Raw genomic sequence first — 24,678 nt, 5'->3', positions numbered from 1 at the left:
GCTGTTATCATTATTCACCAAGACAGGAGTTGAGCCTAGGCTTTTTCCATTCAGGATAACGTAAAAAGAGAAAAGGCCGCTGCCTTTTCCCCTCAATTTTTATCGCTTCTTTACTGTTATTTTTGCCGACTTACCGGTGTTTCCTGCCTTGTCTTTAGCATAAACGTAAAGGGTTTTTCCTGTTTTCTGTTTGGCTATCTTTACAGAAAAGCTGCCTGATTTGGCTGCTTTAGCAGACCCTATTACTTTAGAACCAGCTTTTACATATACAGTTGAATATGCTTCAGCTTTTCCAGTTACTTTTGTTGATGATGATGTCACCTTGTTAACGGAAGGCGTCTTTGGCGGCGTTTTGTCCTTTACCGTAATTTTTGCTGCCTTGCTTATATTGCCGGCCTTATCCTTTGCCGTTACATATAAAACGGTATCAGCCTTTTGTACAGATTTAATTGTGACGGTGAACTTCCTATCTTTAGCTGCTGTAGCTGTACCAAGTATTGTGTTTCCTTTTTTCACAGTAATCTTGCTGCCACTTTCTGCTGTTCCAGTAATTTTTTTATCAGAGTCTTTTATTGCATTTACCTTTGGAGCAGCAGGAGCCGTTTTATCCAAAACTGTAACTTTGGCGATTTTGCTTACATTTCCCGCTTTATCTGCTGCGATTATATCCAGGATAGTGCCAGCTTTAAGTGCAGATTTCAAGCTTATTGTGAACTTTCCGTTTTGATCAGCAGCAGCCGAACCGAGTGTACTGCTGCCTTTCTTGACTGTCACTTTGGAACCAGCTTCCGCTTTTCCTGTTATCTTTTTGTCATAATCTTTTACAGGGTCTGCTTTAGGTGCTGCAGGGGCTGTTTTATCCAGTACCGTAATACTTACTGCCTTACTCACATTGCCTGCCTTATCAGTGGCGGTAATCGTTAAGACTGTCCCTGCTTTTTCCGATGCTTTTAAAGCTGCACTAAATTTTCCGTCAGTTCCTGCTGCTGACTTTCCAAGAATGGACGAACCTTTTTTCACCGTCACTGTTGAGCCCGCTTCTGCCTGGCCAGTTACCTTTTTATCATAGTCCCTAACCGGGACTACTTTTGGCGCTGACGGCGGAGTCGTATCCTCTTCCTCCCCAACAAAGGTATAAGTAATATCCTCGCCTTTATTCGCTGGGATTGACATATTAGCAGTGGCCTGAGTAACAATAGCACCTCCGCCCCTTAAAGAGGTGGATGTTCCTGAATATAATCTCGGCTGCAGGGCATCGAAAACTTTTTCCCCATTAAACCCATACTGTCCTTCCGGCTTTTTCAGCAGAAGTGCTGCCCGGAAATTCGTCATTGTCTTCCCGAATGTAAGCGACGGGTCCACATACTTCTTCATGACATTTTCTACTGCCTTATAGTCATTATTGGAATCCTTCAAAATTTCTTTAAAAATGTCATTGCCTTTGTTCGCCTGAAGCTTTACATACTGTCCAAACAAATAGGATAGTGAGTAGTTAGCAAGTGTGTCGCCATCATAGTCCCAATATAGCAGTGAGTGTCCTTTGGAAATTGAATTGGAATAGTTGTAATAATCAATCCTGTCATTCAGCGGCTTTTCTGTGTACACTTGTTCTGCTGCCATGGCCAGGGCTTCATCTAGCCAGATATCCATGCCTTCTTCATCGCCTTCTATAAAAACATTCTGGTTGAAGTTGACCATATGCTGAAATTCGTGCGCCAGCGTTTCATAGGATGCTGAAGGATCTTTCACTCCACCGGTTCCCATTAGCGGATAGGTATCCACATAGAAGATCTCTGATTGATTGGAATACGGAATATTATACAGGTCCCCCGGATAGAAGTATCCAGCTATATAACCTCCGCTTCCATTAAATCCATCCTGGATATCATAAGCAAGAACATTAATTTTCCCGTCCCCATTCACGTCCGATTCACCAGCGAAGTGATTCGTTATTAGGGGATGTATGCCTGTATCAAACTCTTTGCCAAGGTCTTCAGCCTGCTTTTGTGTCAGCTGGCTATTATTTACCCACACATTCGCTTTTGACCCGGAATAGAGCAGTGTTGCATTTATCTGGTAATCTGTATAGGAGGAATAGTCGTACACCCAGAAATTCTTCGATTGTCCCAGCTGATAAGCTGATCTTTTGCTTTTATAACTCCCCAGCTGCTTCCCTTTATTTTTCCTTACATCAAAGGGCTTCTTAACATCTAATCTAAACGCATCTTGTTTTAGCTTTTTATTAAACGTATATTTATTATTATTGATAGAGAACTGCCCGGTGCTTTGAAAGGATTCCCCAATAACGGATTCATTGCTGATGATGGCATATTTGTTTGAGGGTCCTTCTTCTTCAGCTTTATAGAATGGATTTTTCAGTTTAAATAAAAAAGCGTCTGTATAATATTCAGCAGTAACACTTTTAGAAACGCCTAAGAGAATATAAATATACTTCTGGTCCATAAATGGTGCTTTATCGATCCTAGAACTTAAATTTGCATATTGTGTGCCGTTTACATTAAATTCTGTATAACCCAGAAATTCAAATGCATCATTTTTCTCACTATAAAACTCAATCGAAATGATAGGGTCTTTATTATATGCAGCTGAAGATTCATAATATAAATCTACACTCATCTTGGAGTCAGTATAATCCAGTATATTTTTATACCAAATGTGATGATATTTGTTTTTACTATCAATTAAAGAGCCTGCAGCCTTACCAGGTTCCACCAGAGGAAAGTCATCCTTTGTAACAGACTTAATATCTTTTGATGCCTCTTTAACCTTTTTGGGAGTTCCCTCCCTTTGAATGGCCTCCTTCAGATGGCTTGCTTTTTCCGCATTTGCTTTCTCCATCCCAAGAACTGTGATGGGCTGTACTGCGAGAATCAATACCAGAAACAGACATACTACCCTTTTAAACTGACTCATCTCTTTTCCTCCACTGCTCAAATTCAATCAATCTACCTGCACGATAATTAGTAGAATATGTATATTATATAGGAGTATTTATCTAATGAATGTCGAAAGATAGACTTAAGAAAATTTTTTCTATAAAAAAAGTCCCCTTATTTAGGAGACTTAGAATATCTATTATTTTTTGGATACGAGATGGGCAACCAGAATGTACCTTTGTGGTGCATCACCAATAAAATCAAATGGGTAGCAGGTTGTAACTGTCAGCATGGCCCGCGGTTTAGGGACAATGACTGTCCTATCGTCCGCATCCACAATCCGCACTTTATTGACACGATACTCGAAGGTTCCAGCCTTTGTTGTTACTTCCAGAATATCGCCTTCACCTACTTCACCCAGCCTTCTAAACACGGTATCTCTATGACCAGATAGGACTGAGTTATCTTTTTCCCCCGGCATTACACTATCGGCATAATGCCCTACACCTTTTTCAAGCTCATCTTCATCTGTGCCATGGATAATCGGCAGGACAGATTTGATTTTTGGGATGTACAGCTCACCGATTTCCTCGCCAATTTTCGGCTTTTCCGAATATAAAACTTTCTTTTCTTCTTCTTCTTCCTCTTCCTCTTCCACTTTTCCCGCTGCAGAGACTTCTTTCTTTAGCTCCATTTCTCTTTCAGGCGCATTCATTTTATAAGAGATATACCCTTTTCCAACTTTGTAGACGCTTGTCGTAGTAAACCAAAGTCCCAGCACAATTAAGCTCAAACTAAAGAAAAGAAGAAGCAGCCGCTTTCTGGGGCTGACTTCTCTAATCTTCCGGCCTTTCTCCTGCCTCATATTATCTTTCCCTTACTCTTCGAAACAGGGTCGTGCCAATTAAAATCCCGAGCAATCCAAGAACCCCGAATATGAGATTATTTGAAGCTGTATTTGGCAGCTTTCCGCCTTTTACTGTTTTATTTTCAGTAATAGGCTTTTTCACCTTTTCCACTTTTTCCGCCGCTTTTGTAATATCTTTGCCTGTTTCTTTAATCAAATCTGAATCAAACATTTCACCAGTGATGATGATATCTGCCAGGAAATCGCCTGTCAGATTATAAATGCTGATTTTCAGCTTGGCATTGATCAATTCTTTCATATTAACAAGTTCAAGGAGGGTCAGGTTCTTTTCAGTATCCTTAGTAATTAGGGTATACTCTGCTTTTACCTGATAAATAGACAGCAATTCATCAAAGATTGACAGCAATTCTTCTACCTGATCGGAGCTCAGTTCTCCTGTCTCATCAAATTCTCCGATAGCCATCATTCTATAAGACAATCCCTCCAGCCGCTCCATGGTCTCCGGGCTAAGAAGGTCATCTTCTATTGAAATGAGATGATTCTTCAATCTCTCAATCTCTTCATCTGTTAAATCAAACTCGGTCTTGAAAACTTCTAATAGTTCCAGAATCATATCTTCATCGACAAACTCATCTGAGGTATAAAAAAATACGCTCTCCTCAAGATCACCAACAAAAATGTAATCCTCCAGTTCTTCACCAAATTCTGCAAGCAAGCTTCTTAACGACTCTTCGTTCAACGCATAATCTTCATAGATAAATTGAATGTTGCTTAAGTCAGATTTAATTACTTCGCCAAGGGAATCACTAAGCTCTTGTACAGAATCATAATCTTCAATAGATTCATCATACATCGAAAGAACCATTTCGATGTCATCTCTAGTAACTTCAAAACCCCTGATTGCGCTAATATCGCTTAAATACTGCTGAAATTCTTCCTCAAATTCCGGACTCTGAGCTGAAGCGGCAGGTCCTAAAAGACTGAAAATTAAGACTAAAGTTGATAGAATAACGCCTAATTTCCTCATAATCTTCCTCATTTCACCATTTTTTCAATACCTCTATATTATATTTCCTGTTCCTATTTTTTACAATAAACAATTTAAGAGATTAAAATTATCATTGAACTTCTGATAAAATCAATTTATATTTATTACATATTTAGGAAAATGGGAGGAATTATTTTGAAAAAATGGTTATCAGCCATTATTACACTATGCCTTTTAGCCTCACTGTCTTTTAGCCCGGCAGCTGCAGCCAAAACTGCCAAAATCAAAACATATAAAAATTGCACAGAGCTGAATAAAGACTATAAAGGCGGAGTAGCCCGGACAGCGGGCATTAAGAATAAAGGCGGCAAAACCAAATATAAGCCATATATATCCGCCAAACTCTATGATGCTAACAAGTCTAAGGACCGGGATAAGGACAAAATTGCCTGTGAACGATGATTGAGACAGATAAAGGGGATGCAGCCTTCTGCATCCCCTTTCCTTTTTAGAATCGGCCCTTATTTTTTTCAAATACCTTCTTTACCTTATCAACAACAACCTTTGAACCGCCTTTATCTTCAACGCCTTCCACCATCATGGCGATAAGCAGTTTTGGCGCCTCTGGATTATAGGCAACAAACAAGCCATTTTCCTGTCCTTTTTCTTCAGCACTTCTTTTCAGCTCGGCCGTGCCTGTTTTTCCGGCAAGCGGGTAATCCTTCATATTCGCAGAGCGAGCGGTCCCGGAAGGGTCCTGAACCACTTTGGTTATGGCCGCTTCTACCGTATTGGCTGTCTCCTCACTGATAATATTTTCTTTCCACACCTGACTTTTTTCCTCTTCTCCCAATAATACTGGCTTAATGAGAGAGCCTTTATTTACAATCGGCGTATAGGATGCTGCCAGATGGAGAATACTCATTTCCACTTCTCCCTGTCCATAGCCTGAATCTGCCAGTTTAATTTCACTGTCGAGACCGCCAATCTGTGAGTTCTCAATTGGGAATAGGAATGGAATCTCCTCGTCGAAGCCAAACTTCTTTAAGCCCGCAGAAAATTTCTCTTTCCCAAGATCAAGAGCCTCTTTTGCGAAATAGATGTTATCTGAGTACATCATCGCTTTTTCAAAATCAACAGGCCCGTTCGGATCCTTAACACGTGTTACCTGATAGCTGCCCCATGATTTGCTCTTCTGCCATTTTAGGCCTTTCACTTGAATCGTTTCATCAAGTGTCAGTGTCCCTTCCGATAGACCAACTGCTCCTGTGATTGGTTTCATTACTGATCCAGGAGCATAGGTTTGCTTGAATCGATTCATGAGCGGCATATCTTTGTTCTCTTCTAGCTGTTTCCACTCATCAGCGGTAAATCCAAGCGAAGCCTCATTCGGATCGAAGCTTGGACTGCTGACTAAAGCAAGCGCATCACCTGTAACCGGGTCAATTGCTGCCGAGGTTCCCGGACTTCCTTTCAATTCTTCATATAGATGCTTCTGGAGGGTGATGTCGATCGTCAGCTCAATCGTTTCGCCATTTTCTACAGGCTTTTCCGCCAGTACAACTTCAGAGCCATCTTTCTTGGTGATGCCGATTTTGACACCGTTCGTTCCTTTCAGCCGTTCCTCAAGAACTTGTTCCAGCCCTCTTTTTCCAATTATATCAGTGGTGGAATATCCTTTTCCTTCATTTTTCTTTAGTTCATCAGCTGTAATAGGACCTACATAGCCAACCAAGTGTGCTGATGCTTCACCGAAAGGATAGATTCTTCCTTTTACATCCTGTTTCACCACACCTTTAAGGGCAAACACTTTATCCAGTGTTGCCTTGTCATCTGGTGACACTTTTTTTATTGGCACAAAGTAGCCGGGCTGTACCCAGGCTGCATTCAGGCTCTTGTTGATTTGTTCTTCCGAGATGCCCAAGGCGGATGAGAGACCTTTAATTGTCTGCTCCTTTTGGCCTTCCATTTGCTCAGGGACAACACCAATTTCATATAAAGTTCCGTTTAAAGCCAGCGGGTCACCTGTGCGGTCCACTATATCCCCCCGCTGTGCAGGAATGTTGCTGTAGCTGATTTTATCCTCAGGTCCAAGCTCCGGGAAAATATAGGTCGTGTCCCATGCAACAAACCAGCTCTCCTCTTCCTCTTTTTCTTCTTTTACCAAGGTGGCATCATGAGTGAATTCAATTTTCCCCGCCACACTCTCCATTGATGCTGAAAACGGAAGATCTGCCTTCTCTTCCTTCTTATATTCTTTTTCCATATCTGGTTTATATGTAACTTTCAACTTGCTAATCTCTAAATCTTTATATACCTTTTCATAGCGGGCCACAAAGTCCTTCTTGCTGATAGACTCCTTGGCGCTTTCTGATAAGAATCCATACATTTTATCGAACTCTTGCTTATTCCAATGCTCAACATACTGGGCAAAACGGTCTTGAGGCTTAACTTCTTTATTACATCCGCTCAAGCCTGCCAAGAATAAAATAGAAATAAGTAAAATCAACCATCTCTTCATGGTAATCCCCCCTTCCTACATTTTACCATTTATGATGGGAGCGATTCCATAACAATCCCTTCAAATTTTTAGTATATCAGTTGATAGGGGAAAAATTGCATACATGGATAACCATTTTTATTGTAAAGGCATTAATATTATTATCTGAAATGGTTCTGAATCTCCGCATTATTGCAGCAAACTAAATTTCCAATGCCAGTAAATATAAATTTGCGGCGAAACAGAACCAACTATTAATGGAGGGTCTAGATGCAGCTGTCACAAATATTATTGAGATTTCATCTACTTAATGCGCTGGACGAAGCTTTGTTGGAAACTTTATAGAGGTTTTCGAGGCATTCTTTTTTGATGCGAGTGTGGCAAGTGAAGTCATAGCGAATTTCATTTTCTAGTTGTGAAACGATTTTAGATACGTGTTCATTTTTGTTTTTCTTTATTTGCTTACTAGCAATGTAATCTTTTACTTTCTCTTCGAAATATTCAACTGATCCAAATAAAGGGCGCAAATAAGTCTCCTCCTTCATTTTTATTTCCCGCTTATTAAACCATTTCCCCACTAAAAAACAATCAAACTATAATTTTCAGAAAGTTCTATTTAAAAGGTCTATTAGGAATACCTATAACAGATAGGCAGTATGCATAAACATTACTTTCAGCAGCAAAGTCACTTGATTATCCCACAATGCTCACTGGCGAATAAAAAAGAGTCTCAGTCTCCCAAATTATACTCTTACTATTTCACTTTTTGGTTCTCTGACAAATTAACCTTTCATAGCTTTAAATTATGCTCATCACCTCTGTGATGTGGTCAATTCCTTTTACTAGTAAGGTCTAAAATAAATATGTGCATTGATAGTAAAAAGTTTCGGTTCTTGCTTAAAATTCTCGTAAATATCTTGAAGATAAAATAACAATAGATTTCTTTTTCCAATTTATTTCTATTTACTTTCACCTAGTAATTCTATTACATTATTATTACAAAATTCTAAATTTTGCGTTGGTTTTTGCACTGGTTACAGGAATTTAGAACTATTATTTCGCCAAGAAGCACTGTTTTATGACTTTTTTCGTTGTTTATTTAATTTCCCTACAAAACATAAGTCACAGCAGCTATGAAAAACAGTTGATGAAAGTGGAATTTTTGGCATATTATTATAGAAAAGGAGGGAGAGTTATGAGCATTGCTGAAATTAGTTTCGGAGAAATACTCCAGGCTCTTCGTGAATACAAAAAGCTCAGCCCTGAGGAGCTTGCTGAGGGAACCTGCACTGTAGAGGACCTTCATTTATTTGAAAAAGAAAAGAAATACCCTGCACTCGACCAGCTGTATGAATTAGCTGAAAAATTAAATGTCGAAGTGAATTACTTTTTTCACTATGCCTCCTCTAGTACGTTTAATTATGTAACCGCTGTTTTTGAACTGATAAAAAAATACAAGCGGGAAAGAAACTACCAGGCTATCTATGACATTATTAAAAGAGAACGCCAAAATCCCATTTTCAAGCATATTTCTCACAAACAGTTCTTAATGTGGCATGAAGGGATCTGCATTTACTATTTAAATAAAGATGTCTATAACTCTGTTAACACACTTTATACAGCAATCGACTTAACCAACCCTGATCGCATGAATCTTACAGAACGGGAAATTGAAATTCTAACAAGCATCGCGATAATCCGATTTGAGGAAGAGGAATTTGCTGAGGCTAAAGAAATCTTCGAATTAGCCCTCGAAAACCTCGAATCTTTGCCTCATATCCTTGATCCCAAAGCAAAGCTAAGGATTCTCTATGGCCTCTCCCAAACCCTATCAGCCAGAGAAGAGTATGAAATTTCCCTTAAATACAGCAATCAAGGCATAAAGGACTGTATTAACAATGAACTTCTTTATTTATTTGGGGAGTTTTACTATCAATCGGGGGAAAATTATATAAAAATAGATAAAGTGGATAAAGGGATTGAATATATTAATAAGTCGAAAGATATCTTTTTACTCCAAAACAACCAAAGATTCGTACAATTAGTAGAAGTCGAGCTAGAAAAACTACTCGAAAAATGTTAATATTTTCTTGTTTAATAGTAAAATTGAAAGGATGATAGTCATGAAAAAGTTTTTCGCTACTGTGACTTTGGCACTATCCGTTTTTGCTTTAGGTGCAGTTTTCTCTGGCGGAGCAACTACTGATGGACTTCCTACTCAGCATAGCCCAGGATTTTCAACAATGGGCTTGCCCACTCAGCACTAATGTTTAGAAAAGCACTTTCTTTTGCGAAAGTGCTTTTTTTATTATTAATCCGTGATAATCTTCCGCAAATCGTCTTCAATGTCCATAAGCAGCTGTTTCACACTGAGCTCCTTATCAGCAGTTCCTCTTTCATAGGCTTTTGTAATCACATCAAAGAAAAGACTATGTACAGAAGCTGATTCCTTTATTTCTTCCAATCTGCTATCCTCCTAATTTCCTATCGCTTTCTTATAGACACCATTTTATTACCTTCTTCATCTTTTGACAATATTTTACCAATCTTTTTCAAAAAAAGGCCACTTCCCGGGGAAGCGGCAAATGGAGATTTTAAGGATGTTGTTCAAAAAGTTAATATCCTTACCATGTTCAGGGCTGAGAGCTAAGACAGTTGAGCGTGTCCTTATCGATCCTGTAACATATTGGATATAACCATTTAATCATAAATTAAATCTCTTTGAATTTTTGGTTATTAAGCTTTAAATCGATTTTTAAGCTATAATTCTGCAGAAAATGCATGTTTTCTTAGAAAATATAACTTTAAGAATATTTTTAGGGTGTGTGAGAATGGACTTTTCAGCAATAGGCATGAAGATAAGAGAATTGAGAAAATCATTGGGATTGTCACAAAAGGAGCTTTCAAAAGATATTTGTACCCAGGCACAAATAAGCAAAATTGAAAAAGGAGATGTGCTGCCTCTGGCTTCAACTCTCTATTTCATATCCCAGCGTCTTGGAGTCGATATTAATTACTTCTTTGACCTTGGCACAACGCCAAGACTAGATTATATACAGGAAGTTATAAACCAGTTAAAACAGGCGAGAAGAAATGTTAATTATCCTCTCATAAAGGAAATTGTCGAAGCTGAAGAAAAGAATCCTCTCTTTGCTGCCAATAAGAAAAATCTGCAGCTTCTTCTTTGGCATAAAGCCATTTATCTCTACCATGTTCATCATGAAGCGGAATTGGCCCATTCTATAATTGACAGAGCTATTAATCTGACTTTTGATAAGGTTTGGGCAGAAAGAGAAATTGAAATCCTGATAAGCAAGGGAATTTTCTTCTATGAAAACGGCTGTTATCTTGATGCAAAAGACATTCATCTCTCAGCAATCAGGCATTTAAACGAGATCATTTACCTCCAGGATGAAACTATTCGCAGCAGACTTCTATATAATCTTGCTAAAACATATACGAAACTTGAAAACTATCAGGAATCAATCCGCTTATGTGAAGAAGCCATCTCGGTATGCATCGAAAAGGACCTTCTCTTTCTTTTGGGCGAGCTTCACTACCATATTGGATTCAATTATGAACTTCAAAAGAAATTTGTTTTGGCAAAATCATATATGGCACAGGCTCTTGATATTTTTCATCTGCAGAAAAATGACAGATATAACGACTATATCGGAGGAAAAATAAAAAAATTCGACAGCAACAGTTAAAATTAGACAACCAGTCATTTGACAAAAAACGACACTAGTATAAAATCCTACTATTTTTTGTATAACATTGTAAAAATATAATCTTTTTGGACGATATATGTGGTAGAATTATCTAAAAATGTATAGTAGGAGAGTGAACCGGAAAAGTGAAAAAACAGATGGTCTCTATAGCAGCAGCTGCGATGCTTTCTTCCGCATTTGCCGCCCAGGCTTCCGCCGATACTCATGTCGTGAAAAAGGGCGATACGCTTTATCACCTTGCAATTAAATACAATACATCCGTTAAAGAGATTATGAATCTGAATGGATTACATTCTGATTTTCTTTCTATTAACCAAAAACTCCAGGTTCCAGGTGACAGCACTAAGCAGGAAACCAGCAAGCCAAAACCAGCAACTCCCGCTCCCAGTGCCAGTACATATACTGTAAAGTCAGGAGATACTCTTTCCAAGATTGCTTTACAGCATAATATGAGTCTAAAAGACTTAATGACTTTGAATAATCTTACCGGCCACTTAATTTTTCCAGGGCAGGTATTTAAAGTGTCCAAGTCTGCTGGAAGCACTTCGGAAGAGCAGAATGAAACATCTGTCTCTGCACCCCCTGCTTCTTCTGCACCATCAGGGAATTCAGTATATGTCGTGAAGAGCGGAGATACCCTGAGTGGCATTGCAGCCAAACATAAGTCAACTGTCAAACAGATAAAAGCGCTGAATAACTTAAATTCTGACCTTATTTTAGTTGGACAGAAATTAAAGGTACAAGCTGTTCAGAATTCAAGTGATTCAAGTGCCAATGATCAGTCAGGCACGGAAGTTAAAGAGGAAAAGCCTGCTTCATCTTCTGTTCTTGCCGAAGCCCAAAAGCATGTTGGTGTTCCTTATCAATGGGGCGGCCAAACTCCTTCAGGCTTTGACTGCAGCGGGTTCATTTATTATGTCTTAAAGCAGACAGGCTCTAAGATGTCACGCTACTCTTCAGAAGGCTACTACAGCCGTTCATTTTATGTGAGCACACCACAGCCTGGCGATCTAGTATTTTTTGAAAATACATATAAAAAAGGCATTTCTCACTTAGGCTTCTATGTTGGAAATAATAAATTTATTCACGCTGGCTCATCAGGCGTTGAAGTCTCCAGTCTGGATAATTCGTATTGGAAGAAACATTTTGATGGATTTAAGAGATTTTACTAGGACACCTTTTTACAGGTGTCTTTTTTCATATTCTGGAAGGAATATAGTTATATTTTGAAGAATACTATAAATAGCGGGGTCTAAAGGAGGAGATCAATTGAATATCGTAGGCATTATTACATTTTTGTCCTTATCTTTATTATTATCGAGTCTTCTTTTAATTTATTCCAAGCTTCAGCATCAAACGCCGGGCAAGCTGGCTGCGATTATTGTTTTTTTCCTTTTGAACGCAGTCCCCCTTGTATATATAGTGTATATCGAGTTAGGCAGGAATTACGCAAGCAATTCCATTACACTCGGCTCAGCCTTTATGATTGTGTGGCTGGTTACAGCCTTAATCCTGTTTGTCGGCATCCTGTTCAGGGTCCGGTCCGGTAAGGAAGATCCCTATTATTAAACTATAAAAAAACCAGCAGCAAATTGGGCTGCTGGTTTTTTCTATCTGGTAAGAAGTCCTCTTGCTGCGTATTTCATCATGTCCTTCTTGCTTAAATTCTTTACGTCTTTCTTTTTAAGCTTTGCCGGTTCGAATGGCGTGGCGAAAGGGGACCCCGTTTTGAGAAATGGCGGCCGTTCGAGCAGCACCAGTTCCCCCTTCTCCACCCCTTCTTTCACTTCCTGGGTCTGTCCAATTTTCAGCCCTGTTTTAATTGCCTTTCGTTCAAGCCTGCCGCTTTGCCTGATGGCATATGTATATGTGCCTTTTTTCGCCTTTTTCACCGCATGGGCTGGAACCGTCAGGGTATTCTCCACTTCATTTGTAACGATTCGCAAATCGGCGTGCTCACCATGGAGACTCTTAAACTCAGGTGTTTCGTTCATACTAATCGTAAATTCATAGCGGCTTTCTGTTTCGGCATGTGGCTCTGATGTCGGATAGTTTGATATTTTCTCGAGGGTACCATTTATTTTTTTGTTGCTGCCTTTTGGAATAATGAATACTTTCATTCCTTCTGCCGCTTTATGAATTTCCTGCTCGGTAAAGATCCCTTCAACCTTTTGCTCATTCGAAATGATGGTTACAACTGGATTGGCGAGGTCCGTCTTGATGCTTTTGACGGTTCCGGCTATCTCACTTTCCACCGTCAGACTGGACAGGCTTTCGTCCGCTGCATCCATCAAATCCTCGTACTTTTGAACTTCACTTTCAAGCCTGCTGACTTGCAGCTCCTTTTCCGCGATATCCCGTTCGATGGTTTGAATCATGTAGTCATTTGGATTGGGTTCATCTTCTTCTGCAGGTGTGAGTGCGAGCGTTCGCTGCATGCTTTCTAACTCGCTGATATGGCTCTCTATGCCAGCTTGTTCCCGTTCCAGTTTTTCTTTTTCTATCTGGAAATTCTCCTTTGTCAGCGCTATGTCATCCGGTGAGTATTCGAATAAACCTGTCCCCGCCTGGACCTCATCCCCTTTTTCTACAAGAAAGCCCTTGAATGTCCCCTTAGTATTCTCATAGTAAAGGTGATGCTCTTCCATTGGCGCCAGGACACCCTTTGCCGGCATGGTTTCAAGAAGGTCCTGTTTTTTCACAGCCGTCCATTCATCAATATAGTAGGTTCTGCCGATTTTATCACTTTTAAGGAATATCAGAGCCATATTGCAGGCCAGGAACAGTGTTACACCAATAATCAGCAATCTCGCTTTCCACGTCATAGAAGATCCCTCACTTAAATTAGCTTTTCCAATTGAATAGATGAGAGTAAAGCTGAGACAATCACGAAAAACAAATGCGTTCCGACCAGCATGAATACCAGGAAGCGAGGGCTTCTTTCGGAAACGGCATTTAAGTACTTATATTGCAGGACAAATGTCCAGATTTTAAAGAGTGTAATGGCGGAAAACGTGTAGACCAGCAGCTCTGGAAATGAGGCTGCCTGAGCAATAATTCCAAATGAAAATATCGATGATTCACTGTTTAATCCGAGAAACAGAAAGAGCGGGATGTTAATGGCCTTTTCCATTAAGAGAATCAGCATAACCATCAGCTGGATGCTGATAAGCTTTCGGTATTCAACGTCTACAAGCGTCCAGAATAACAAGGAGGGTAAAAAAATGATCATGGCTGCATAAATAATGCCGTATACAATTTGTCCGCCGCCAAAGAACAGCTTGTACAGCTCGTACTCGCTTCTGGACATATCCGTCAGGCTTCTTGAAGTATGTTCGCTTCCAATTCCAAAGTAAGCACTGAGTCCAAATACAAGTGCACTCAGAAGCATTACCAGTAAAATCTGCTTCCATAGACCAGATAGTCTCTCCTCTTTTCTCATCTGATGTGAAATCATATAAGGTTCCTTTAACCCTCTAAGCAGCGGTACCCGATAGCCCATAAAGTATCCCCCAAAAAAATTATCTATTATTCTTTTATTTTAACTTAAAATCAAAATATTGGGAAATAGGTAGAATTGTGGAGAAATGGGTACAGAAACGGCTCAAATTATAGCAAAAGACCTTTAAAAGCTCATTTTTCCTGGTGGTTAGTCTTTATTCTACAAAAATAAGTGTCGGAATTTGCAAAAACTTTTGTTGTTTCATTAGACTGGAAAGGCGGTATAGATAAGTAAGAATTTTACAACCATGTCCTTGTCACGAGAGAATGAAAAATCGAGGAGGGCTTACTAATGAAAATAAAAGCTGGAAACTGGACAATGCTGAGTGAGCAGGAGAAATTATTTATTTTGGAAGCTGTCAGCTTTTTTCAGTCTAGAACGAAAAAGAAGTCATAACTCATATGAGATTCTATCATACAGCGATAAATAGCAGTTAAAAAGGCACCTTTGCATGGAATATGAATGGTGCCTTTTTACAACTGGGTGACAGGCACCACCCGAAATTTGTCGAAAACTCCAAAAAGGACTCCACATTAAAGTGAAGTCCCAATTCAATAGATTAAGGAAATAGTTTTATAAGGAAGCTCAATAAAATCCCCACAACCCCGAAGTCCGAATCCCCAAAGGTTGTTCTTTCAAACCCAGTGATCCCAGTACCGGAAGCAATAAGGCCGGAAGGAAAGAGATTAATAGACCGTTGGCAAATGAACCGATCATCGCTCCGCGTCTTCCACCTGTCGCATTTCCGAATACCCCTGCTGCCGCACCTGTTGGCTAAATTCCCCAGTGACAGGCACCACCCGAAATTTGTCGAAAAATCAAAAAGGGGGCTTCACATAAGTGTGAAATCCCCATAATAGTTTAGATTAAGAAAATAGTTTAATAAGGAAACTCAATAAAATCCCCACAACCCCGAAGTCCGAATCTCCAAAGGTTGTTCCTTCAAATCCGAGTGAACCCAGAACCGGAAGCAATAAGGCCGGAAGGAAAGAGATTAATAGACCGTTGGCAAATGAACCAATCATTGCTCCGCGTCTTCCCCCTGTCGCATTTCCGAATACTCCTGCTGACGCACCTGTTGGCTAAATTCCACAGTGACAGGCACCACCCGAAATTTGTCGAAAAATCAAAAAGGGGGCTTCACATAAGTGTGAAGTCCCCATAATAGCTTAGATCAAGAAAATAGTTTAATAAGGAAGCTCAATAAAATCCCAACAACTCCGAAGTCCGAATCCCCAAAGGTTGTTCCTTCAAATCCGAGTGAACCCAGAACCGGAAGCAATAAGGCCGGAAGGAAAGAGATTAATAGACCGTTGGCAAATGAACCGATCATCGCTCCGCGTCTTCCACCTGTCGCATTTCCGAATACTCCTGCTGCCGCACCTGTGAAGAAGTGCGGAATCAGGCCTGGCACAATGATCTTCAGGCCGAATAGCGGAAGGAGGAACATGGAAAGCAAACCAGCTACGAAGCTGAATAGGAATCCGATAATAACTGCATTTGGAGCAAAAGGGAACACTGCCGGGCAATCAAGGGCAGGCTTCGCATCTTTTACCACTTTGTCAGCGATTCCTTTAAAAGCTGGTACGATTTCTGCAATCAGCATCCGCACACCGGCAAGGACCACATAGACACCAGCAGCAAACGTAATCGCCTGCATGAGCGAGAATACAAGGAAGTTAACTCCGCCGCTCAATTCAGATTCTACATAGCCTCTTCCGGCGATCGGCGCCACTACCAGGAAGAGAATCGTCATAGTCAGAGACATCGCAACAGATGTATCGCGCAAGAATCCAAGTGATTTTGGCACTTTGATCGCCTCTGTCGATTTGGATTTATCCCCTACACGCTTGCCAATAAAGCCGGATACAAAGTAGCCGAAAGATCCGAAGTGGCCGACCGCTATGCTGTCATTGCCAGTAATTTCGCGTACATATGGCTGCACAAGCGCAGGCATGAATACCATTAATAATCCTAGAATAATAGATCCAATAATAATCAGTGGAAGCCCTGTCACTCCGCCTGTTGCAAACACGGCTGAGATCAGGCAGGCCATGAATAAAGTATGATGGCCGGTTAGGAAAATATATTTAAACGGTGTAAAACGGGCAATTAAAATGTTCATGACCATCCCGAAAAGCATGATCATCGCGGTTTCTTTCCCAAATGTCTGCTGGGCAATCGCTACGATGGCTTCGTTGTTCGGAATAACGCCCTGGATATGAAAGGCTTTTTCAAACATTTTTCCGAAAATATCAAGTGAGCCTATTAAGATGCTTGCTCCTCCATTCAGAATGAGAAAGCCCATGATTGTCTTAAGCGTACCAGAAATGACATCAGCTATGCCTTTTTTCTGCAGAAGCAAGCCAAACAAGGCGAATAAACCAACCAGGATGGCGGGCGTGCCCAATATATCGTTCATGATAAAATCAAACATGTTTAACCCTCCTTTTTAAATCCTCTGTATCTATCTTTCTTCTAAACCTTTTTCAGGTTATACTGTATGTGTTCTTTTTTATTTTTCAGCGGGCGAATCTATCGCCTGCTCTTTTTTTCTCTATTATGATAAATGTGATTCCAATGCGGCTTTCAGCTCATTTTGATCCAGGATGTTTGTCAAACCAATGATCGTTCTTGTTCCATCATCCAAAGTGGAAATCAGGTCTTTAGATCCCAGGTAAATGTCTGCATTCTCGGATTTAGCTGTTGTTAAATCTGTATGTGACACATCTGCTTCCACACCCAGCTGGCTTAAAACTGTTTTTACGTTCATTTCTACGATAAAGCTGCTTCCAAGTCCGTTTCCGCATACCACTAGAATTTTTTTCATTTTTATTTCCTCCTTAGTCTTGTGAATATTGATTAATAATGTCTAAAACGTCAGCAGCTGCATCAGCAGTCTGCAGTTTTTCAAGGTTGTCGCTGTCAGACAGCATTTTGGACAGCTGGGATAATGCTTTTAAATGGGTTTCATTATCGATGGCTGCCAGCACAAAGAATAATCTAACCTGATGCTCCGGCTTTTCCGAAAAAGCGCAGCTTTCTTTTAATTGCAGAAAGCTCATTCCCAGCTTGTTCACACCAGCTTCAGGGCGGGCATGAGGAAGGGCAATTCCCGGTGCGATGACAATATATGGCCCCATCTTATTCACGTTTTCGATCATGGCATCAATGTAATCCTGGCTGATGGATTGATCGGCCAATAGCGGCTGTGACGCCATTTGCAGTGCATCCTGCCAGCTTTGGACTGAATCTGCAAATTGTATCTTATCGGCAGTTAAAACTTCATTTAACATTGGCTTTTGATCCACCTCACTTTTCGCTTCTTTATTGGACTGATAGTAGGCTTTTAATTCCTGAATCAGCATGCTTTCATCTTTTATATCTGCATGCTTCCGGATAATGTCCATCAATGCGTCTATGGTTTCTGATTTCGGCTTTTTTTCTGATGCCTGTACCTGCTTAAGCAGGGATTCCTTCTCGGACGGGTTTAGAATCGGATTTACAATAAACACCGGGATCTGTTTCCGGGATACTGGCGTGGTCGAAATGACAAAGTCCAGATCAGCCAGGGAGGCTTTCTCATATTCACGGACAGTGTATACATGTGCCACATCGACGAATGGCATGAGGTCTTCAATTTGTTTCTGAAGTATTCGGGACGTGCCGATTCCGCTGGCACACACCACAGCCGCTTTTTTGCGGGCTTCCACTCTGACACCTTCTTTATCAATCCAGCCCCCAAAATGCATTGCTATATACGCCACTTCATCATCTGATACTTTTTTGCCAAGCACGTATTCAAAATGATGAACCACTTTTTTGGTTAGGATAAACAAATCCTGATAAGATTCCTGTACAGATTTGGATAATGGATTCTCCAGGTCGATCCCATATTTAATCCGGAAATACGCCGGTTTTAAATGAATCAATAAATTCCGTTCAAGTTCCTTCCGGTTTTGAAAAAATACGCATGCATACTTCTGAAAATCATCGACCATTCTGACAGCCATTGATTTGAGGATAGCAAGGTCCTGGTTCTCGAGCTCATGTGTATCATAGTCGCTTATCTTGGCCCCTAACAGATAGGTTGCAAGATAGCAAGCTTCATCATCAGGAACCTCCAATCGGAAACCGCTTTCAATTTTCCTGCAAATAAATCGGGCAGCGGTGTACTCTTTAGTTTCTTTGATGACCTGTTTTTCAACTGGATCCATCTTGATGTATTTTCCCTGGCTGAATCTTTTGATGAGCATAAATATATGGGCGGTTAGCGTCTCCATCACATCATCTGTGTAATGAACACCGGAAAAGGATTCACTTTCATCCAGAATTTCATAGATGGTCTCTAAATCAGTCCGCTGAAACATTTCTGGCGACAGTCCAGGCGTGTCCTGGATGGTTAACTGAACTTCTGATAATAGATCATTCCAGCCGCGATTGGTTAGAACCTGTGTTAAGCAGTAAATCAGCATTTTCCGCTTATCCTGCTCTTCACCGGCGATATAGTATCCTGAAGATTTATGAAAAATCAACTGAACCTGAAACTGGCTTAGCTGCTTTTTCAATTCCTTGATATCAGCCAGAAGCGTACTCCTGCTGACACCCAGCTTATCCATCAGATCCTGCAAAAAAATGGTCTTCTCGCGGGTCAGGATGAGGATGGCAGTCCAGGCCATTCTTTCTTTGCGCGAAAACTCATAGCTGCCTGCTTTATCAAATGAATGAAGCCGCTGTTTAATCTGCTGCTTTTCTTCTTCATCGAGATAAAATCCAGCAGCACGGACATACTTCAGCTCATCTAAGCCTTGGTCTTTCAGCCAGCTATTAATTTTGTCAATATCATAATAGACAGTCCGCTTGGAAATCTGTAATTCTTCCATTAGCTCCTGTGGAGAAACATGTGAAGGCGCATGGACCATTTTCGTCAAAATCGTCATGCAGCGCTGGTCAAGAATCATCGGGAGCGCTCCCTCCTTTACCTGATTCTAATATCATAAGTTTGCAAACATCAGACTCTAAATTCATTGAATTGTCTGCTTACTGAGTATTATACTCCTGTATTGCGCAAAATGAAGTCCGAATTCTGTAAGGAGGTTTTTGCAAGAGTTGGACTTAAGGTTTATCAGCTGGAATAAAAAAACTTCCTGACTGAATAGGAAGTGGTGTTTTACTTATTCATTTTCGTTAACAAGGCGGCCTTCGGCATCATAAACGGCAGTCTCAACCGGCAGTTTAATTTCATCTTTCTCGAAAACAGCATACCAAACTGACAAGTTTTCCCGCACCCAAAAGCGGGATGGCTGGATATTGCCTTCACTGTTAATGACGATGGTCTTCGCTTCATCCTCAGCCAATCCATATATGATGGCAAAATCCTTTTCAGACTTATGATCTGCCCGCCAGTCAATCGGTCCCCTATCTCCTTTTTCCTCACTGAACTCCTGGTAATCCATGATAGGATATATGAACTTCTTAAACTCTGTAAACTCCTGATTGGTCAGGACAGGGATAATGCCTGAATTTGTTTCTGCAAAAACTAATCTTGAATGGGGGTCAAATAAAAGAATCCGCTGGCAGTCTTCGCCAAATTGTTCTGATACTCTTTCGCAGATGCTCTTTTCCAGGGAAACAGCAGGAATAGCAGGCTTTGCAGGTTCTGCTGTACGTGAAGCCAAAACATAAATCAGACCGAATATTAGTCCTAAGCTGAGTACAGCCAGCAAACTTTTTTTCATCTCACTTCCTCCCTCTAATTCTTATCATATTATATTTTTCTAGAAATAAAAGCTTAATAAAAAAACGAACCCCGAAAGGTCCGCTTTAAAAATCAAAAATCAAAGTTAATCAAATTCTCGCGCTTCTCCTTCAGCCCTCTCACAGTCCCCTCATAGCTGAGCAGATCCCCTGTAAGAGTTTCATTCCGATTCTTGATCATTCTTGTGACCTCAACCGGATTCGGTCCTCCCTGGAGGCTGCGGATCTGTACAAAGTATTCCGGAGAAATGATTTTCTTCCACTCATCCTCTGACAAGGACACGGGAACATATCCCTGAATAATTTCATTTACATCCGCCACTCTCCAGTCGCACAGCTCTTTCTGATCTTTCACGGTTTGTTTCGAAATATAGCTGGCAATGGAGTGGGCTTTCCGGAATGGGATGCTGTAGTCTCTTGCCAGGGTGTCAGCCAGTTCGGTGATCGTGATGCACGATTTTTTGGCCATTTCTTTCGCATGCTCTTTATTGACCTTTAATGTAGCAATCACGGCGTACATCAGCTTTAATACCCGATTCGCATTATTAAAAGCGCGATACAGATGGGGCTGCAAATCATCTTCAGTATCGACTATATCACCGAATGGCGTGTTATGAACCATGTTCATGGCTGCATAGGCCTCACCATAGGCACTGCTGGCAATGGATCTGGAATGCTCAATGGAAACCGGGTTCCGTTTTTGAGGCATAATGCTGCTTACCTGCACGTAAGGATCCGCCACCTGGAAGGTGCCAAACTCTCTTGTTACATGCTGGAGGAAATCCTGGATCCACCGGCCGGTATTCACCATGCAGGTCATAAGAGCTGATGACGTTTCCAGAAGATAATCTGCACCTGCAATTGAGTCGTATGAGTTTTCAATAATTCCTTCAAATCCCAATAAGTCACGGGTGCGGTCCCTGCAAATCGGGAAGCCCGTCGTTGTCAGGGCTGCAGCACCGAGTGAAGATTTATTTACAGTTTTATAGGCAGCCCACAGCCGGCTGACATCCCTTTGAAGGACATCATAAACAGCCAGCAGATAATGCCCCAAAGTGGTCGGCTGGGCCGGCTGTGTATGAGTATAGCCGGTCATATAAGTCTCTTTATGCTCTTCAGCCTGCTCCAGCAATGCCTCACTAAGCTGATAGGCATTGCCCAAAAGCTCGAGGAGGTGTTCTCTCAGGACCAGCCGGTACATCGCGATTCCCATATCATTTCGGCTCCGGCCAATATGAATTTTCCCAGCCAGCTCATCACCAATCTCCTCTCCTATTTTCGCTTCCACCATAAAAAATAGATCTTCAAATTGAGGCTGATAGGATAGGGAGCCTGGGTCTGACATTGCCACTTTGTTTATTCCCTTCAGCATGGTTTTTGCTTCATTTTCCGGAATGATTCCTTGTTCTGCCAGCATGATCACATGTGCCCGGTGAATATCGAACATAGCATGGAACAGATAGTCCCGCTGATCATTAAATACGGGCATCAGCAATTCTTCTGCATATGTTTTGCCGGGAAACACATGGCCTTCCTTATTAATAAAATCTTCTAATTTGCTCATTATTTCAACTCCGTTTTAAGACAAGAATTCCGCCTAAGCTGGTGGAGCACTTTCTATGAACATAGTATATGCATGGACAATCAAAATGCTGATAGTGCACTTATCGTAAACGGCAGTCCATCCACTGAGAATATATCATTTACATGGGGGCAGTACAGGCTCTCCCATTAATTTCTCAATGTGATTCAGCGCACATCCACCCTCTTCTATATATTGTAAAATATTCCTGAAGAGAGGTGCCATGATGGAAAAGAACTGGTCTGTTTCCCTGGAGCAGGGGGAGTATGAATCAAATATAGATCTGCTGATCAATGATGCTATGGCAGCTGTCAGCCAGACAACAAAGGGATATTATGTAAATATCGTCACACCGGCTAAACTGGGAAATCCAAATGACTACTTAACAGATGTTTTGCACTTGCATTTTGGAAATACAATAGACTCTCAGTTTATTGATCAATGCGGATGCGGGGGTTACGTTTTAAGGGTATGGAAAAGCAAATGAAGGATCTTACTATTTTATGTGATTATAAGAATCGGCAGGTTATTTTAAATTATTATTACGAAGATGAGCTTATCACCCGGGATGGTACGGACTTTGATTCCATCTATGTACATCAAGGCATCGTTTATTTTATAAAACATAAAAAGCAGGTTTTGACCATAAACTCGAGGAAGTATCGAAATGCATTGATTGGTGAGGGATTTCAGAATTATTATGTTATGCGGAATGATAAGGAGCGATTGGATATTTATATTCCTTAGAGAGGAGCTACGAAGGCTTTTGCAGCTTTTTGCATATTACACAGCCTCCACAATAAATCAGACCCGCCAAACCTGGCGGGTCCTTCTATTTAACTCACTTTAAACCTCTTAATAGAATCCAGCAATTCCTCCGCCATCCCCGAAAGTGAAGCAGCAGATGCCGCAATTTCTTCCATGGACGCCAGCTGCTCTTCTGTCGCAGCGGATACATCCTGGCTTTCGGCTGTCGTGACAGCAGCAATTTCTTCGATTGCGTTTACAAGTTCTACCACCTGGTCAGCACCTTCGGCCATGTCCCTGATGGATGTGGAAACTTCCGCGATCTGGCCAGAAACGGTGTCTGCAAATTGCTGGATGTGGCTGAAGGCATCACCTGCATTGTTCACAAGGTCTATACCTTTTTCCACTTCAGCTGTTCCTTTTTCCATTGATGAGATGGCTTTGCTTGTGTCCGTTTGGATGGTTGAGATCAGCTCGCGGATGCTTTCGGTTGACTTGGACGATTGCTCTGCAAGCTTGCGGACTTCATCGGCTACCACGGCAAAGCCTCTTCCGTGCTCGCCTGCTCTTGCAGCTTCAATGGCGGCATTAAGTGCAAGCAGGTTTGTCTGGTCAGCAATTGCTGATATCACGTTGACAATCTGGCCAATTTCCTCCGAACGCTTTCCTAATGTATGGATAATAGAGCCTAATTCAGAGACTGTTACATTAATGTTTTTCATCTGGTTCGTGGAAAGGTCGATCGCTGTATTTCCTTTTACAACCACTTTATTTGTCTCATTCGCCGTTTTGGCCACGACATTTGTGTTACTCATAATTTGCTGAATTTGGCCCGACATTTCTTTGACGACAGTCGTGCTTTCTTTCACTTTTTCTGTCTGCTGCTCAGTTGCAGAAGCTACTTCCTGAATGGAATTGGCCACCTGTTCTGTTGCCATGTTGTTTTGCTCCGAGCTCGCCGTCAGCTGTTCTGATGATGCTGCCAGATGGACCGCTTTTTCACTAACCTGGTTGATCAGCTGCTGCAGCGATAGAACCATCTTATTAAAGCTTTCACCCAGTTTGCTGATTTCATCTTTGTTCCTGACAATAAACTTCTGGGTCAGATCCCCTTCGCTGACTTTATCGGTTGCCGCGATGAGCTGATTGAGCGGTCGCGTTATTGAACGGACAATAATATAAGAAACCAGTGCACCCACAAGTACGAAGATAGCAATAAATATGACGGTCGACACTAAGATAGGCTGAACAGATGCCGTTACTTCCTCCACGTTCATTGTCCCAAGAACCTTCATGCCTGTCAGGGCATCGGTGGTAAAATGCATCTCTTTCTTTTCGCCATCAAGCGTGTACTCCACCTGCCCCTTTTCCTCTTCCAGGACTTCCGGCAGCCAGCTGCCTTCTGCCTGTGTGCCCGGCTTCTCCTTCGGGTGCACTAAAAAGCTTCCCTCTGCGCTTAAAATTGCTGAATAACCCTCTTTTCCAATTTTAATATTATTGGAAAGCTCACTAAGAGCAGATAAACTTAAGTCAATTCCAATAACACCAGAGCTGTCTCCAAGCTTTTGGGCTACAGTGATGAGGATATTTCCGCTGACAGCATCAACATATGGCTCTGTGATAAAGGCTTTTCCCTTTGCCTCCATTGCTCCCTTATACCAGGGGCGTGTGGTGGCATCAAAGTCAGACGGCAAATCTGCACGCGGGTAGATGACTAAATCGCCATTTTCAGAACCGGCATAAATAGCCACGGCCTCCGGATGAAGCTCTTTATACTGGCTAAAGGCATTTACCGTACCCTCCAGTTCACCCTCTGTATAAAAATCCTTTTTGATCCTTTTTGAAAAGTAATTCGCATCCCCCATCTTAGGCTTAATAAAGCTGATGATAAATTGATCAAGGATCTTAACATTCTTATCGGCACTCATGGAAATCTGGTCCTTTATCTCATCATGTGCCTTCTGATAGGATATGCAGCCGATTGATATAGAAGGAATTAATAGAATAATAATAAATGATAGTAATAATTTCTTTCTAATCGTAAATGAAAACAGCGACCCATTTTTTTTCTTATTTTTCAGTTTCATGATTTGGCCCCTTTAAAAA

General features: G+C 41.1%; 22 protein-coding genes and 2 pseudogenes. 8 read left to right on the top strand and 16 right to left on the bottom strand.

The features are described from left to right. Positions 1-99: 99 nt before the first annotated feature. The 3 genes from NSQ49_RS14750 to NSQ49_RS14740 all read right to left on the bottom strand — a co-directional run bounded on the left by NSQ49_RS14750 (position 100) and on the right by NSQ49_RS14740 (position 4,792). Complete coding sequence (locus NSQ49_RS14750) at positions 100-2,934, bottom strand: Ig-like domain-containing protein (protein WP_251283334.1); 2,835 nt, start codon at positions 2,932-2,934, stop codon at positions 100-102. A 162-nt stretch (positions 2,935-3,096) separates the two neighbouring features. After that, positions 3,097-3,762, bottom strand: a complete 666-nt coding sequence (locus tag NSQ49_RS14745) for a class D sortase (protein WP_251283335.1) — start codon at positions 3,760-3,762, stop codon at positions 3,097-3,099. Between the two features lies 1 nt (position 3,763). Then, entirely contained in the window at positions 3,764-4,792 is a 1,029-nt protein-coding gene (locus NSQ49_RS14740) for a processed acidic surface protein (RefSeq protein ID WP_251283336.1), read from the bottom strand. A 180-nt stretch (positions 4,793-4,972) separates the two neighbouring features. Between NSQ49_RS14740 and NSQ49_RS14735 the strand changes: the two genes are divergently transcribed. Then, entirely contained in the window at positions 4,973-5,215 is a 243-nt protein-coding gene (locus tag NSQ49_RS14735) for an excalibur calcium-binding domain-containing protein (protein WP_445662639.1), read from the top strand. A gap of 46 nt (positions 5,216-5,261) precedes the next feature. Here NSQ49_RS14735 and NSQ49_RS14730 read toward each other — a convergent pair whose 3' ends face one another. Both NSQ49_RS14730 and NSQ49_RS14725 read right to left on the bottom strand, forming a co-directional pair. Then, positions 5,262-7,274, bottom strand: a complete 2,013-nt coding sequence (locus tag NSQ49_RS14730; protein ID WP_251283338.1) for a penicillin-binding transpeptidase domain-containing protein — start codon at positions 7,272-7,274, stop codon at positions 5,262-5,264. 278 nt (positions 7,275-7,552) lie between these two features. Then, a complete protein-coding gene (locus NSQ49_RS14725) occupies positions 7,553-7,798 on the bottom strand; it encodes a hypothetical protein (RefSeq protein ID WP_251283339.1) in 246 nt (81 codons plus the stop codon). A gap of 650 nt (positions 7,799-8,448) precedes the next feature. On the opposite strand from NSQ49_RS14725, the gene NSQ49_RS14720 reads away from it, so the two are divergent. Together NSQ49_RS14720 and NSQ49_RS14715 are read left to right on the top strand one after the other, a co-directional pair. Beyond that, positions 8,449-9,336: a helix-turn-helix domain-containing protein gene (locus NSQ49_RS14720; RefSeq protein ID WP_251283340.1), complete on the top strand. Its 888-nt coding sequence runs from the start codon at positions 8,449-8,451 to the stop codon at positions 9,334-9,336. Between the two features lie 40 nt (positions 9,337-9,376). Next, a complete protein-coding gene (locus NSQ49_RS14715) occupies positions 9,377-9,520 on the top strand; it encodes a hypothetical protein (RefSeq protein ID WP_341070750.1) in 144 nt (47 codons plus the stop codon). Between the two features lie 44 nt (positions 9,521-9,564). On the opposite strand, the gene NSQ49_RS14710 is transcribed toward NSQ49_RS14715, so the two are convergent. After that, positions 9,565-9,717: a hypothetical protein gene (locus NSQ49_RS14710; RefSeq protein ID WP_251283341.1), complete on the bottom strand. Its 153-nt coding sequence runs from the start codon at positions 9,715-9,717 to the stop codon at positions 9,565-9,567. Between the two features lie 367 nt (positions 9,718-10,084). Between NSQ49_RS14710 and NSQ49_RS14705 the strand changes: the two genes are divergently transcribed. The 3 genes from NSQ49_RS14705 to NSQ49_RS14695 all read left to right on the top strand — a co-directional run bounded on the left by NSQ49_RS14705 (position 10,085) and on the right by NSQ49_RS14695 (position 12,553). Next, positions 10,085-10,963: a helix-turn-helix transcriptional regulator gene (locus NSQ49_RS14705; protein ID WP_251283342.1), complete on the top strand. Its 879-nt coding sequence runs from the start codon at positions 10,085-10,087 to the stop codon at positions 10,961-10,963. 146 nt (positions 10,964-11,109) lie between these two features. Further along, positions 11,110-12,156 carry a C40 family peptidase gene (locus NSQ49_RS14700; protein ID WP_251283343.1) on the top strand — a complete coding sequence of 349 codons (1,047 nt, stop codon included), beginning with the start codon at positions 11,110-11,112 and terminating at the stop codon, positions 12,154-12,156. 97 nt (positions 12,157-12,253) lie between these two features. Continuing rightward, positions 12,254-12,553, top strand: coding sequence for a hypothetical protein (locus NSQ49_RS14695; RefSeq protein ID WP_251283344.1), 300 nt, complete (start codon positions 12,254-12,256; stop codon positions 12,551-12,553). Positions 12,554-12,594: 41 nt separating this feature from the next. Here NSQ49_RS14695 and NSQ49_RS14690 read toward each other — a convergent pair whose 3' ends face one another. From NSQ49_RS14690 to argH, 9 genes and pseudogenes are all read right to left on the bottom strand, one after another. Further along, positions 12,595-13,809, bottom strand: coding sequence for an efflux RND transporter periplasmic adaptor subunit (locus NSQ49_RS14690; RefSeq protein WP_251283345.1), 1,215 nt, complete (start codon positions 13,807-13,809; stop codon positions 12,595-12,597). A 14-nt stretch (positions 13,810-13,823) separates the two neighbouring features. Further along, entirely contained in the window at positions 13,824-14,486 is a 663-nt protein-coding gene (locus NSQ49_RS14685; RefSeq protein WP_251283346.1) for a hypothetical protein, read from the bottom strand. Positions 14,487-15,045: 559 nt separating this feature from the next. Then, positions 15,046-15,257: pseudogene (locus NSQ49_RS14680) on the bottom strand (PTS transporter subunit IIC); the annotation flags it as partial. Positions 15,258-15,352: 95 nt separating this feature from the next. Further along, positions 15,353-15,565: pseudogene (locus tag NSQ49_RS14675) on the bottom strand (PTS transporter subunit IIC); the annotation flags it as partial. A 95-nt stretch (positions 15,566-15,660) separates the two neighbouring features. Continuing rightward, entirely contained in the window at positions 15,661-16,923 is a 1,263-nt protein-coding gene (locus NSQ49_RS14670) for a PTS ascorbate transporter subunit IIC (RefSeq protein WP_251283347.1), read from the bottom strand. Positions 16,924-17,046: 123 nt separating this feature from the next. After that, a complete protein-coding gene (locus tag NSQ49_RS14665; protein WP_251283348.1) occupies positions 17,047-17,316 on the bottom strand; it encodes a PTS sugar transporter subunit IIB in 270 nt (89 codons plus the stop codon). A gap of 13 nt (positions 17,317-17,329) precedes the next feature. Next, positions 17,330-19,447: a BglG family transcription antiterminator gene (locus NSQ49_RS14660; protein ID WP_251283349.1), complete on the bottom strand. Its 2,118-nt coding sequence runs from the start codon at positions 19,445-19,447 to the stop codon at positions 17,330-17,332. A 213-nt stretch (positions 19,448-19,660) separates the two neighbouring features. Further along, the gene (locus NSQ49_RS14655; RefSeq protein ID WP_251283350.1) at positions 19,661-20,224 is read right to left on the bottom strand and encodes a hypothetical protein; all 564 of its coding nucleotides are present in this window, start codon (positions 20,222-20,224) and stop codon (positions 19,661-19,663) included. A gap of 92 nt (positions 20,225-20,316) precedes the next feature. Further along, positions 20,317-21,807, bottom strand: a complete 1,491-nt coding sequence (gene argH, locus NSQ49_RS14650; RefSeq protein WP_251283351.1) for an argininosuccinate lyase — start codon at positions 21,805-21,807, stop codon at positions 20,317-20,319. Positions 21,808-22,048: 241 nt separating this feature from the next. Between argH and NSQ49_RS14645 the strand changes: the two genes are divergently transcribed. Both NSQ49_RS14645 and NSQ49_RS14640 read left to right on the top strand, forming a co-directional pair. Next, positions 22,049-22,312, top strand: coding sequence for a CGCGG family putative rSAM-modified RiPP protein (locus tag NSQ49_RS14645; protein WP_311315892.1), 264 nt, complete (start codon positions 22,049-22,051; stop codon positions 22,310-22,312). Continuing rightward, positions 22,297-22,572, top strand: a complete 276-nt coding sequence (locus tag NSQ49_RS14640; protein ID WP_251283352.1) for a hypothetical protein — start codon at positions 22,297-22,299, stop codon at positions 22,570-22,572. Before NSQ49_RS14645 ends, NSQ49_RS14640 begins: the two co-directional genes overlap by 16 nt. Positions 22,573-22,661: 89 nt before the next feature. Here NSQ49_RS14640 and NSQ49_RS14635 read toward each other — a convergent pair whose 3' ends face one another. Continuing rightward, entirely contained in the window at positions 22,662-24,659 is a 1,998-nt protein-coding gene (locus NSQ49_RS14635; protein WP_251283353.1) for a HAMP domain-containing methyl-accepting chemotaxis protein, read from the bottom strand. Between the last annotated feature and the right edge of the window lie 19 nt (positions 24,660-24,678).

This window comes from Cytobacillus sp. FSL R5-0377, assembly GCF_038004385.1.
GTDB lineage: Bacteria > Bacillota > Bacilli > Bacillales > Cytobacillaceae > Cytobacillus.
The sequence above is the reverse complement of the archived record's forward strand: the minus strand, read 5'-3'. Positions and strand labels throughout refer to the sequence as shown.